This window comes from Acinetobacter sp. SFB, from assembly GCF_001647545.1.
Classification (GTDB): domain Bacteria; phylum Pseudomonadota; class Gammaproteobacteria; order Pseudomonadales; family Moraxellaceae; genus Acinetobacter.
Genome location: NZ_LSZH01000011.1, coordinates 291,652 through 304,406 on the forward strand (window position 1 = coordinate 291,652; position 12,755 = coordinate 304,406).

10 protein-coding genes are annotated in these 12,755 nt (G+C 44.5%); 2 read left to right on the top strand and 8 right to left on the bottom strand.

Going from position 1 to position 12,755, the window contains the following annotated elements:
* Positions 1–3: 3 nt before the first annotated feature.
* Positions 4–2,703 carry a translation initiation factor IF-2 gene (infB, locus tag AY606_RS05920; protein ID WP_067866126.1) on the top strand — a complete coding sequence of 900 codons (2,700 nt, stop codon included), beginning with the start codon at positions 4–6 and terminating at the stop codon, positions 2,701–2,703.
* Positions 2,703–3,107: a ribosome-binding factor A gene (locus AY606_RS05925; RefSeq protein WP_067866128.1), complete on the top strand. Its 405-nt coding sequence runs from the start codon at positions 2,703–2,705 to the stop codon at positions 3,105–3,107. Before infB ends, AY606_RS05925 begins: the two co-directional genes overlap by 1 nt.
* Before the next feature lie 141 nt (positions 3,108–3,248).
* On the opposite strand, the gene AY606_RS05930 is transcribed toward AY606_RS05925, so the two are convergent.
* From AY606_RS05930 to AY606_RS05965, 8 genes are all read right to left on the bottom strand, one after another.
* On the bottom strand, positions 3,249–3,650 hold the full coding sequence (locus tag AY606_RS05930) for a Na+/H+ antiporter subunit G (protein ID WP_067866130.1): 402 nt from the start codon (positions 3,648–3,650) through the stop codon (positions 3,249–3,251).
* An 11-nt stretch (positions 3,651–3,661) separates the two neighbouring features.
* Entirely contained in the window at positions 3,662–3,937 is a 276-nt protein-coding gene (locus AY606_RS05935) for a monovalent cation/H+ antiporter subunit F (protein WP_067866133.1), read from the bottom strand.
* On the bottom strand, positions 3,934–4,455 hold the full coding sequence (locus AY606_RS05940; RefSeq protein ID WP_067866135.1) for a Na+/H+ antiporter subunit E: 522 nt from the start codon (positions 4,453–4,455) through the stop codon (positions 3,934–3,936). The genes AY606_RS05935 and AY606_RS05940 overlap by 4 nt, the downstream gene beginning before the upstream one ends.
* Positions 4,456–4,457: 2 nt before the next feature.
* On the bottom strand, positions 4,458–6,266 hold the full coding sequence (locus tag AY606_RS05945) for a monovalent cation/H+ antiporter subunit D (RefSeq protein WP_067866136.1): 1,809 nt from the start codon (positions 6,264–6,266) through the stop codon (positions 4,458–4,460).
* Positions 6,266–6,631 (bottom strand): Na+/H+ antiporter subunit C, encoded by a 366-nt coding sequence (locus tag AY606_RS05950; protein WP_067866138.1) that lies wholly within the window; start codon positions 6,629–6,631, stop codon positions 6,266–6,268. Before AY606_RS05950 ends, AY606_RS05945 begins: the two co-directional genes overlap by 1 nt.
* Positions 6,624–9,473 carry a monovalent cation/H+ antiporter subunit A gene (locus AY606_RS05955; protein ID WP_067866139.1) on the bottom strand — a complete coding sequence of 950 codons (2,850 nt, stop codon included), beginning with the start codon at positions 9,471–9,473 and terminating at the stop codon, positions 6,624–6,626. Before AY606_RS05955 ends, AY606_RS05950 begins: the two co-directional genes overlap by 8 nt.
* Before the next feature lie 370 nt (positions 9,474–9,843).
* Positions 9,844–11,211 (bottom strand): ATP-binding protein, encoded by a 1,368-nt coding sequence (locus tag AY606_RS05960; RefSeq protein ID WP_067866141.1) that lies wholly within the window; start codon positions 11,209–11,211, stop codon positions 9,844–9,846.
* A 30-nt stretch (positions 11,212–11,241) separates the two neighbouring features.
* Positions 11,242–12,753 carry a UvrD-helicase domain-containing protein gene (locus AY606_RS05965; RefSeq protein WP_067866143.1) on the bottom strand — a complete coding sequence of 504 codons (1,512 nt, stop codon included), beginning with the start codon at positions 12,751–12,753 and terminating at the stop codon, positions 11,242–11,244.
* Positions 12,754–12,755: the final 2 nt, after the last annotated feature.

Below are 12,755 nucleotides of genomic sequence, written 5' to 3' on the forward strand. Positions count from 1 at the left end.
TATATGACGGACAAGTCGATTAAAGAGTTAGCTCTCAGCGTAGAACGTCCAGTTGAGAAGCTCCTAGAGCAGGTTCGTGACGCAGGTTTGCCGCAACGTAAAGCTGAAGATATTATTTCCACTGAACAACAAAATACCCTCGTTAGCCATTTAAAGAAAGTTCATGGTCAAGACGATGGGCATGCAGGAAAAATCACGTTGAAACGTAAAACAACCAGTACTGCTAAAGTAGCCAGTACATCAGGTAAGGCGAAAACAATTAATGTAGAAGTTCGTAAGAAGCATACATTTGTTAAGCCCGATCCTGAACAGATCAAAGCAGAAGCATTGGCTAAAGCCGAGCAAGCTAAAGCTGCACCTGAGCAAACTACAGTAGCGAAAACTGCTGATGCTCCAAAAATTGGTGTAAATAACGCTAGTAAAGCCTTAGAAGCTATGCGCGCCGCTGCGAAGCAAACCAGCGACAAGCAAGAAGTATCTAAAGCTGCTGTTGTCGTGACACGCAAGTCAAACAACAAGCCGATTGTAAAACAAACGGTTAAGCAAGTTGAAACAGCTGAACAGAAAAAAGTACGTGAAGCTCAATCAGCGCAATTAAAAGCAGTTGAAGAAGCAGCACGTCGTAAGTCAGCTGAAGAAGCGCAACAGCGTACGCTTGAACAAATGCGTCAAATGGCGACTAAGTACTCAGCAGAAGACACTACAGCAACCATCCGTGTTGTTGATGATGCGCCTTTGGCCGCTGGTCTTGTTGGTCAGGCTTATGAAGATTCATTTGCGAAAGAAGACCGCGAAATCAAACGTGGTACCAATACGCCAACTGCACGTGCACCGAAAAAAGGTGGACGTCGTGGTCAAGAAGAGCAAAGCTTCAGTAAACAGCCTAAACGTGGTTTGAAAACCAGCCAAGGCAACAAGCATGGCTTTGAAAAACCAGTTAAGAAACAAATTTATGATGTTGAAATTGGTGAAACCATTGTTGTCGCTGACTTAGCTGCAAAAATGGCGATCAAGGTTCGTGAAGTAATCAAATCACTCATGAAAATGGGTGAGCTTGTGACTCAGAACCAAGCGATTGAGCAAGAAGTTGCGGCACTTGTGGTTGAAGAAATGGGTCATAACCCTGTTCTAGTTTCTGATACTCAAGCTGAAGATAACTTACTTGAAGCAGCTGAAGAAGCGCGTGGCGTTCAAACCACTCGTGCACCAGTTGTAACCATCATGGGTCACGTTGACCATGGTAAAACATCGCTTCTTGACCGTATTCGTCGTACCAAAGTGGCTGCAGGCGAAGCGGGCGGTATCACACAGCATATCGGTGCATATCACGTTAAAACCGATAAAGGCATTATCACTTTCTTAGATACACCGGGACATGCAGCGTTTACTGCTATGCGTTCACGTGGTGCGAAAGCGACTGATATCGTGGTTCTGGTTGTTGCTGCTGATGATGGTGTAATGCCACAAACTGCAGAAGCAATTGATCATGCTCGTGCTGCAGGTACGCCAATCATTGTTGCAATCAACAAGATGGATAAAGAATCTGCCGATCCAGATCGCGTATTGAATGAATTGACTGCTAAACAGATCGTACCTGAACAATGGGGCGGTGACGTACCTGTAGCCATGGTTTCTGCACATTCTGGTCAAGGTATTGATGAACTGCTTGATCTTATTTCGATTCAATCAGAAATGCTTGAATTGAAAGCATCTGAAGAAGGTGCTGCACAAGGCGTGGTCATTGAAGCACGTGTAGATAAAGATCGTGGTGCGGTTGCTTCTATTCTTGTACAAAACGGTACATTGAATGTGGGCGATTTAGTCCTTGCTGGTTCATCTTATGGTCGTGTTCGTGCGATGGTGGATGAAAACGGTAAACGAATTAAATCAGCAGGACCTTCGATTCCAGTTGAAATCTTGGGTCTTCCTGAAGCGCCAATGGCGGGTGACGAAGTTCTTGTTGTAAACGACGAGAAGAAAGCACGCGAAGTGGCTGATGCACGTATGGCACGTGAACGTGAAAAACGTCTTGAGCGTCAAAGTGCAATGCGTCTTGAAAACATCATGGCATCTATGGGCAAAAAAGATGTGCCTTATGTGAACGTGGTGCTTAAGACTGATGTACGCGGTACTTTGGAAGCATTGACCGTAGCATTGCAAGCATTGGCAACAGATGAAGTACGCGTTCGTGTGATCGGTTCTGGCGTTGGTGCAATCACTGAATCAGACGTAACTCTTGCTGAATCTTCTGAAGCAGTTCTGCTTGGCTTTAACGTACGTGCTGATACGACTGCACGTCAAAAAGCGGATGCAGACGGCATTGATATTCGTTACTACAGCATCATTTATGAATTAATTGATGACGTGAAAGCAGCGATGAGCGGTAAGTTGGCTCCTGAGCATCGTGAAACGATTCTTGGTGTAGCTCAAGTACGTGAAGTATTCCACTCAAGCAAATTCGGTGCGGCTGCGGGCTGTATGGTTCTTGAAGGTATGCTGCACCGTAATAAACCAATCCGTGTCCTTCGTGATGACGTGGTGGTGTTCCAGGGTGAGCTTGAATCTCTTCGTCGCTATAAAGAAGTGGTTGAAGAAGTTCGTGCCGGTATGGAATGTGGTCTTGCGGTGAAAGGCTATAAAGACATCAAAGCACTCGATAAGATCGAAGTGTACGATGTTCAATTGATTAAACGGAGTCTTTAATGGCGGGTAGTCAACGTCTTAAGCGTATGGGGGATTCAGTTCAGCGCGAGTTGTCTGAACTGATTCGTCAAGAGCTTAAAGATCCACGCTTAGGTGGTCTGGTGACCATCTCTGCGGTGAAAGTTAGCGCAGACTTGGGATATGCCGAAGTTTATGTGACTGTAATGGGTCGTGAACTTGGTGATGAGCAAAGCGAAGCCGCAAATAAAGAAACTTTGGATGTACTCAACAAAGCATCTGGTTTCTTGCGTCACGAATTGAGTCGTAGTATCAAGACACGTATTACGCCACGTTTGCGTTTCCATTATGACAAAACCAATGCGTACGGCAATTATATGTTCGGTCTGATTGCAGAAGCAGTGAAGGATTTACCACCTGCTGAAGCAAAGCAAGATGATGAATAATTGATCTAATAAAAAAGCCACCTTCGGGTGGCTTTTTTATGTGCTGAAACATTGTTTAGAGCAAGCTTGATATTAGGACATTGCATTATGCTGAATTGAATATAGCTAAATAACTGAAACAATAAAGGAACTAACCTCCGTTTAGGTTGGATCATCATGTGAGTTATTTTTGTCTTGAGTTGGAGCACGACGACGGCTGCGTTGCCAAGGTAAAGGGCGCTCAATCGCTTCCGGGACTTCACCACCGGTTGAGCGTAAACGTAGATGCAGTGCGGCTTGCGCCATTAAATTTGCAGATACAGGTGCGGTAATGAACGCCAGTAAAGTCAATAAAATTTCGGCAAAACCAAAACGGCCCTGAAATGCTGAAAAAATCATGGCAGCGATTAAGAAGCTACCCAGTCCCAAAGTGCTGGATTTTGTCGGAGCATGCAGACGCATAAATAAATCGGGAAGGCGAACCATACCAATGCCCCCGACCAACATAAAGAATGAGCCAATCAATAAAAAAATTGAGACCAGGATTTCCATCGCAAGTTGCATAGCTGTTTCTCCTAATCGACCACATGGCCAGTAGTAAAGTAGCGGGCTAACGCTGCGGTAGATACGAAGCCCAGCATGGCAACCAGTAAAGCCTCTTCAAATACTGAGCTATTTGCCCAATAAATGCCAAGGAACACCATCAGGCAGGTGGCATTTAGAAATAGTGTATCCAAGGCTAGAAGACGATCCACAATGGATGGACCCATAACTAAACGAACCAGACAAAGAAACATCGAGATGGTAATGGCTACCATACCTATACCTAGTGCATAAGGCAAAATGCTCATGAATCTTCTCCTGAGTCCACTGCAAAAATAGCCATGAGTGCCTTTTCATAACGATTTTTAATTTCTAGAATGTCTGTTTCAGCATTATCAGTACTTAAGGCATGTACTAAAATATCACCGCGCTCATCATCAATTCCTGCGGTCACTGTACCCGGAGTAGTAGTGATAATCAGCGCCAGCAAGACATTGACTTGTTCATGCTGCGTTTCTAAGGGTACCCGGAACCATTTGGGATGCAAGTTACGTGTTGGTCCAAGAACCAGTTTAGCGACTTTAATATTACAAAGGATAATATCCCACAGCACCACAAAAAAGAGTTTTAAAGCTAGCCCCCAGTTGATGTTGGGGGTGCGGGTAATAAAGGGACTTACCAAGCGCGGAATCAGAATCCCGAGCAGCAATGCCATAAGCAGTGTTGCTGCATCAAGACTATGTGCCAGCATGATCCAGCTTAAAGCCACAATCACCGATACAAATGGATGCGGTAACCAATTTGCCCAGAACGATGTTTTTTGCATAATTAAGGCTCCATAGGTTTGAGCTTGGCATCATCCGGATGGACAGGTTGCTGCATTTGCTGTTGCTTGATTTGGCGTTGTTTATACTCGGATATATGTTCACCTTGTAGCGTCTTTTTAGCAATAATGTATGGAATCAAATGCGCATTAGGATCAACCGTTTCACCGCCATATTTGGTTTCAGGCAGGATTTCAGGATCATAAGGTTGAACGCTAATCACCTGATCAAGATTGTCTTTATGCAGAATTATTGATTCATACAATGCATTATTTTGCATTTGTTCAGCCGTATTAAACATATATTGCTGAATAGGGCCGGCACAGATCATATATACGATTAAACCTGAAAGCAGTAAATAGATGGTTTTATCATTCCGTGTAGGCGATTGTTCAGGCAAGGCTTGATAGGTTTTAAACTCTTCCTTATTTGGATTGTCTTCAGGCACGGTGGCACGCCAAAACAGCACAAAGCCAATTCGGGTAAAGGCAATAATACTGAGTAAACTGACTATCAGCACCACAATAATAATCACCAGTTGATAAGGTGAATGTGAAGTGGCTTGCAAGATAAAAACTTTGCCCAAAAAACCGCTGAATGGCGGTAAACCGGCCATCATCAAGGCAATTAAAAAGAACACCAATGACACCACTTTGTGTTGTCTCATTTGCGGTGCAATATTGAAATGGTCCTTGAATACGCCACGTTGGGAAGTAATCCAGCCCGAGAGTAAATAAAATGCCGCCCCGATCAGGGTGCTATGCACTAAATAATAAAGTGCCGCAGCCCATGCCAAAGTATTAAACAATGAAATCGCAATTAAGATGGTTCCGATCGAGGACAGAATCATGAAACCGACGAAGCGACGTAAGCGTTCTGCCCCAATCGCCCCGATTACCCCATAAATAGAGGTGAGGAGACCAATCGGCAGTAACCAGTTTGCCAAAATGCTGTGGCTTAAATCATCTTCAAAAACGGTGCCGTTAATTCTGAGAATCGCATAAATGCCGACCTTGGTCATAATGGTAAAAATTGCTGCAACAGGCGTTGTTGCCACGGCATAGGTTTTCGGTAACCAGAAACCAACCGGCAACATGGCGGCTTTAATCCCAAATACCACAAATAACAATAAGCCGCCCGCGACGGCAAGTTTATGCTGATCCGGTTCTAGCAGAGGGATTAAGCGCGCGACATCTGCCATATTCAAACTGCCGACACTACCGTAAATCATCCCGAGTCCAATCAGGAACAGGGCAGAGGCCAGTAAGTTAATGGTGACGTAATGAATGCCCAGTTGAAAACGTGCTTTGCCTTGCCCGTGTACCAGCAGCACATAGGAGGCCATCAACAAGATTTCAAAGAAAACGAACAAGTTAAACAAGTCGCCTGTCAGGAATGCACCGCACAAACCCATCAGCAAGAAATGGAACATGGCATGGAAATAACGGCCACGTATATCCCATTCATGACTGGCATACCATAAAATTGGGGTCGCCAAGGCATAGGTCAGCACGATCATTAATGCAGAGAGTTGGTCTAATACCAACACAATCCCGAAGGGTGCAGACCATTCCCCTAAATTATAGGTGCTGATTTGTCCGCTGCTGGCCAAAATCAAATAGAAAATGGCGGTGGCTAAACCTAGAATCGAAGAAACGTAACTAATTCCACGACGCCATGGTTGACGCCAGTCTTCTGATAATGCTCCTGCGCCTGGATTCCCTAGAAGCACCAATAAAAAAGCAGTAAAAGCTGGAATTAAAATAATAAAAATAGGGGTGTGTTCAGTGCAAAACTGGATGACAGCATTCATTAAGGCTGATCCTCACGCGAGTCAATCGGCACAATATCTTCTTTGGAGTCCACGTGATCTGTACCTGTTTCATAACGACTGCGCAAAGCCAGTTGCACAATAAAGGCTGTGGTCGCAAAACCGATGACAATGGCGGTTAATACCAGAGCTTGGGGTAGGGGGTCGGTGGCTTTAGTGGTTTCGGTCAGAACCGCCGGAGCATTGATCTGAACGCGTCCCATCGCGAACAGGAATAAATTGACCGCATACCCAATCATGGCGAGACCTAGAACCACAGGGAAAGTACGGGCACGTAAAATCAGATAAATTCCCGTTGCAGCCAGTAATCCAATAGCCGAGGCGAGTAAAAATTCGATACTAATCATTTTCTTCTCCCTTGAGTACCGGGCCAGCCATACTGGAGTGACGTGAGTCACCTAAGACTGAAATCATCAGCATGGTTGCACCAACAACAGTGACATAGACCCCGACATCAAATAAAGCAGCAGAAGCCAGGTGCATTTCACCTAAAACCGGTGGTGAGATATAAATGTGTGCACTGGTGAGGAATGGACGTCCCCACAACCACGCGCCTAATCCGGTCAATCCTGCAATTATTAAGCCAGCACCAATCCAGATTTCATATAAACGTCCAGCCTGTGCTTTCAGCATTTGTTCTGCCTGATCTTGACCCAAGGCAATATATTGGATGATTAAAGCTAAAGCGGTAATCAAGCCGGCAATAAATCCGCCACCCGGTAAGTTATGACCGCGAAGGAAAATATATAAACTCACCACCAGGGCCAAAGGTAAAACCCATGATGCAGTAATACGGAACATCAATGGAGAGGGATTAAAACGGTAGGTTAATCCTTGTGTGATGGTTGTACCGTGGGTACGCATGCCATCCATTAAACATAAGGCACCAATGGCAGCAATACCGAGTACGGTAATCTCACCAAAAGTATCGAAGCCACGGAAGTCGACCAGAATTACATTGACCACATTGGTGCCGCCACCCAGTGGAATCGATTGTTGCATGAAGAACCATGAAATCGAGTTGTGGTCCCGGGTCAGAATTAACCAGCTAATCCAGCCAATGCCGAGACCGCCGCCAATAGCAATTAGTGCATCACGCCAGCGACGTGAAATACTGGATTCATAAGGAGTAAGCTGTGGCAGCAATGACAAGCTCATCAACAACAGTACGGTGGTAACCACATCGACGGTAATCTGGGTTAAGGCCAGATCCGGTGCAGACAAGGTCACAAAAACCATGGTCACCACTAAACCGACAGCACCGCTAATCAGCACCGCTTTAATCCGTTCATGATGGAACCACAACATCATCCAGCAGGCAGAGAACAAGAGCAGCCAAAGCACAATCGCAATTGCAGGCGCATGCGTTAATTCACGTGTACCTGTGGTGAGTCCCTGATTGATCAGGGGCATGGCCAGTAAGGCAGCACTAAATAGTACAATCCAGGTTAAATAGCTTTGCAGCGAACCATTTTCAGTTTTACGTTTTAACTTACGTGAATTGATTAACAGGTGCTTTAAAAATAAATCAAACAGGATTCTGCCCTGGAACTTACCGAGCATAGGATCAAGATCAATTTCACGGATTCTGCCATTTTTGGCAAAAGCGAAATAGAAAATGATTCCTCCGAGCAGGGCAATGATACTCATCACCAAAGGCATGTTAAAGCCATGCCAGATGGCTAGATGTGTGCCGGCGAAGTCAGGCATCTGGGTGCTGGCACGCGCAGTTGAATTGACAATTTTTTCAACCAAAAGGGCAGGAGCCAGACCGACTAAAATACATAAAACTGCAAGCAGAAGCGCAGGTGCACGCATGCCAAAAGGCGGTTCATGTGCATTTTGATTGGGAACTTGTCGACTTAGCGGACCATCAAAAAAGACCCCATGAACCAAACGTACCGAATAAGCCACTGCAAAGATTCCCGCGAGGGTTGCTATAACCGCCGAGAAAATCATCACTGGCCCAGAAAGATTGGCGAGTAGTTCAGTAAAGAACATCTCTTTAGACAAGAAACCGTTGGTCAGCGGTACGCCAGCCATAGAGGCCGCAGTAATCATGGTCAGGGTTGCAGTGAACGGTAATAGTTGCCAGATCCCATTTAACTTGCGTAAATCACGGGTTCCAGTTTCATGGTCAATAATCCCGGCAATCATGAACAATGCTGCTTTAAAGGTCGCATGGTTAATGATATGGAAAATGGCTGCGGCAATCGCCAGCGGTGATCCAATCCCTAACAGGCAAACAATCAAACCTAAATGACTGATGGTGGAATAGGCGAGTAAGCCTTTTAAATCTTCCTTAAAAATGGCAAAAAAGGCGGCCATACACAGGGTAAATAATCCCACAAAAGTCACAATATTATGATAAAGCGCTGCACCGACAAAAATGGGGGTAAAACGTGCCAGCAGGAAAATTCCGGCTTTGACCATGGTGGCCGAATGTAGATATGCCGATACAGGTGTCGGTGCCGCCATGGCATTGGGCAGCCAAAAATGAAAGGGAAACTGGGCACTTTTAGTAAATGCACCTATTAAAATCAGCAATAGCGTGGGAACAAACAGTGAATGACTTTGAATTTTCTCTGTCATCATTAAAATTTGGTCTATCTGATAGGTTCCAGTAATTTGACCGAGCAGAATAAAGCCACCGAGCATCGACAGACCGCCCATCCCGGTGATGGTCAGTGCCATACGCGAACCGCGTTGCGCAGCCTCGTAATTGCTCCAGTAACCGACCAGAAGGAAGGATGAAATACTGGTCAGTTCCCAAAAGGTAAGCAATAACATCAAGTTATTAGAAAGTGATATCCCGAGCATTGCGGCCATGAACAGCATGAGCAAGAGATATAATTTACTTAGGGAGTTTTTGGGACTTAAATAATAATAGGCATAAATATAAATCAGGGTACCGATACCGCTAATCAGCAAAGAAAATAACAGGCCTAAGGCATCCAGACGAAAGCTTAAATCGATGCCTAACTGTGGTAACCATGACCAGCTCTGGGTGATGGTTCCACCATTAAAAACATATTTTGCTTGCGTCAATAACAAGATGAGACTGCTTAGACTGACACCAATTGCCGCTAAAGCGGTTACCCCGCGTGAAAAATTTTTCAGCCACGAGACAAGGGTTGTGCCTAGTACTAACGGTAACAATATAATAATCGGTAGCACACTGATATCCATTGTCGTGATTAGGTTGGTAAAACCTAAGGGTGAATCTTATCTTTCAAGGACTACAGAACCACAAGGAGCGATCCAAAACTTCTCAATCTTGAAAGCCAAATTGAATTCAAAAAACTGAAAAACAAGCTGTGTTGCGCAACTTGTAAAAAGCGATAGTAAAATCGGATTTTACTATAAAACTTTAAAGATATTTGATTTTATTACATGAGTAAAACAACATCAATTCTTTTTGCGCACACCTAAGCTATTATACGCTCATCGATTGTTTCGGGCTGTTGAGTGTTTAAACAGATAAATCCTTAAAAATAATTCTTGAAAAGAGCGCTTTGAAATATCCAATCTGTTTTGTGATTAAATTCGTTTTTTTGCTTTAGGGCAGAGGATGGGGCGAAGACGTATCATCTTGCTGACTCAATAAATGAAGCAATTCAGTTTGTTGTTCGGGGCTTAAATATTGTTGAATCTGTCGCAAGATGCTTTGTGGCGTGAGGCTTTCTAATTCCGGTTCAGGCAAGGGATCTGTTTCAATCACTTCTTCATTAAAAACCAGATTCTCATAAATGGTATCAAACTTGTCTTGCAACGGTTGTAACTGCATCTCAAAGATCTGTTTATTTTCCAGTTTTAAACATTGATAGTCAGCAGCATGTTCCAGTAATTCGCTACGGTTGCCGGTAGCAATAATTTGTAGCCGCGGAAAAGCCTGATGCAAGCGCTGTAAAATCACTTGCGTGGTATTTTGGTCCAGCTGATGATCAATCGCATCAATCAGTAAAATTCCATCCCCTTCAAGGCATGGATATAGACTGTTCGGATTGAGCAAGCATAAGCGGCGCACGATATCACCGACCAAGGCAATCCAGTTTTTAATGCTATTGGAGAGTTGTTGATAAAGCATGGTTTTGCCTTGATAACTCACCATCAACTGCAATTTGGGCTGGTACTGGATATAAATATCTTCTAAGGCAGGAATAACTGTATTTAAAGCCTGTTTTAATGCATCCAGACTGGGTGCGTTCATTTGCTTTTGAGCATTGACCAATTGCTGCAGGAAGTCATTATCTTTATTTTTCTGGATGGATGGACTGGACAGCAATTGTTGAAACAGCTGTGCAATCTGGGCATTTTCAATATCACTAATTTCACGTAACCATTCAAAAAAACGGCTAAAGGTCGTATAAGAAACAGTTGAAATTTCATAAGCAGATGAAGTCTGGAAAACGGCCGGATTATTCTTGCTTTGAAGATTCATTTCATTGACAAAGCGTTCTGCAGGGTAATAGGCAATGAGCGGCAAGCCTTGCAGCGGGTCATGCTTGATTGCATTTTGATAAAGTTCGACCAGGTTTTCCAATTGTTGGGTTTCGGCTTTGCTGGTGCCCATGCCATGACTATTTAAAGTCTTATATAACTGCCAGTCGCAGTCAGAAATCGCCTTGTCTTGTGGCTCACTGGCTTCGGTTAGCGTGCCAATATCATTGGGAATTCGAACCCGAATATCAATTTTGGATTGCAGCCGGGTAAACATGATGTCCTGATCAAGCATCACCACACCCGCAGCACGAAAGTCTTTATAGCGTGCGGCAAACCAGGTCAGGGCTTGATAAGTGAGTTTTAAAATTGCGGTTTTGCCAGAACCTTGATCGCCCATAATCAGGGTGATGGGTTTGTCGTTAAATTTCAGCTTGAGATCAGCAAAATGCAGTGCGTGTTTGAGTTGAACAGATTCGATTTTCATAAAACACCTGCATGGCGAAATGAGCTGAAATTATTCTTCCACAGCTTTACGCAGCGATAATGGCATTTGCTTTTTCAGTTGTTGAACCAGATCGTAAATGTGGTGAATATTTAAACTTACTTTAGCACGTGTGCAGGCCACGTAAAGTAATCTTAACTCTTCGTCACTAATTTTATGGTCTTTTTCATTGACCTTAAATTGATAGTCATCTTCGATATGTACACGATCCCACTCCAAACCTTTGGCTTTGTGTGCTGTAGAGATAATATAGTCAGCTTGTCCAATCGGGGTGATTTTTGCCAAGGCTCTTTTAAGTGGATCTGTCCCGTGATCATCGACCAGTTTAACTAATGGTTTAATATCGCTGCCATCATTGGTTTCGCAATATTCATGCACATCATGCCAGGAATTAAACCACGCCAGTTCAGGCACATCGGTGACCCGGCGACCTTGTTTCAGCATGCTGGCAGCATCGACAAAACGATTCAGTTTGACATGATCGGCTTGCAAACTGACTTTTTCACCATGCAGCAAACCGGCAAGCAGCAATTCCATCGCCCGTGCATTGGTACGGCACAAAATCGCATCACGTTGTTTGGTATGCGGTTTATTGACCACTTTAGAATGCAGATGCGGATTGCCGAGTAAAGGAACAGTTTCGTTTAAAGCACCTAAAATGGCATTGGCATTCAAGGCAATTTCTTCACCGAAACGGAATGAAGTGGTTAAGCGGGACTCAGGCAAGGGCAGTTGCTTCATGGCATTGACTGCGCCGCGCCATGCATAAATCTGTTGATGGGCATCACCGACATAAATCACTTGGGTGTTTTTTTGGCGCAGCAAAATCCCCAACATCAGGGGGTCGGCATCTTGTGCCTCATCAAACAGCACATAATCTGTGGGGATATTCGGTTCAGACAAGGCCCAAAGTTTAAGGTAAATGTCGTGACCAATCCCGGCCTGATGATTTTGGTCAATCGACTCTAACCAGCGCCGTTCAATCGCGGGATAAAGATGTTTTTGCAATTCATCAATATCATCTGGATGTAACCAGCTGGGCGCCTGAAGATGACGAGGCGCAGGGTATTGCGAACTGGTCGAACAGAAATAACTGACTGCATTGGCAACCAGACTGGCCAGACGACTGGGCATCATCACATATTTTTCATAACGTCCGCCCATCATCCGGCGCAGGGTAATCGGTTGCAATCGATACTCTTTGGCAATGAAACTTGGACTTAAACGCGGTAAACGCAGTTTGTCGGTCACGCCACGCGGCACACTGCGAAAAGCCAGCGAGTGAAAGGTGCGACAGTCGACCCCACGATGAAATTTATTTTGCGCCTCTGAGGCAATGGCTTTGTTAAAAGCCAGATACATGCCACGCCGCTCGGGCATGGCATCACTGATCATTTGTAAAGTGGTGGTTTTACCTGTGCCTGCATAAGCAATTACTTTAAAGGATTTGCCCAAACGCGCATTATCTATGGCAATGGCTTGCTCATAGGTTGCACTGGGTTTTTGCGAATTAGGTACAGTCATCG

Bases quoted from the DNA above. Each gene is read 5' to 3' on its own strand.
- infB (WP_067866126.1), top strand. From the start codon at position 4: ATGACGGACAAGTCGATTAAAGAGTTAGCTCTCAGCGTAGAACGTCCA.
- AY606_RS05925 (WP_067866128.1), top strand. From the start codon at position 2,703: ATGGCGGGTAGTCAACGTCTTAAGCGTATGGGGGATTCAGTTCAGCGC.
- AY606_RS05930 (WP_067866130.1), bottom strand. From the start codon at position 3,650: ATGCAACTTGCGATGGAAATCCTGGTCTCAATTTTTTTATTGATTGGC.
- AY606_RS05935 (WP_067866133.1), bottom strand. From the start codon at position 3,937: ATGAGCATTTTGCCTTATGCACTAGGTATAGGTATGGTAGCCATTACC.
- AY606_RS05940 (WP_067866135.1), bottom strand. From the start codon at position 4,455: ATGCAAAAAACATCGTTCTGGGCAAATTGGTTACCGCATCCATTTGTA.
- AY606_RS05945 (WP_067866136.1), bottom strand. From the start codon at position 6,266: ATGAATGCTGTCATCCAGTTTTGCACTGAACACACCCCTATTTTTATT.
- AY606_RS05950 (WP_067866138.1), bottom strand. From the start codon at position 6,631: ATGATTAGTATCGAATTTTTACTCGCCTCGGCTATTGGATTACTGGCT.
- AY606_RS05955 (WP_067866139.1), bottom strand. From the start codon at position 9,473: ATGGATATCAGTGTGCTACCGATTATTATATTGTTACCGTTAGTACTA.
- AY606_RS05960 (WP_067866141.1), bottom strand. From the start codon at position 11,211: ATGAAAATCGAATCTGTTCAACTCAAACACGCACTGCATTTTGCTGAT.
- AY606_RS05965 (WP_067866143.1), bottom strand. From the start codon at position 12,753: ATGACTGTACCTAATTCGCAAAAACCCAGTGCAACCTATGAGCAAGCC.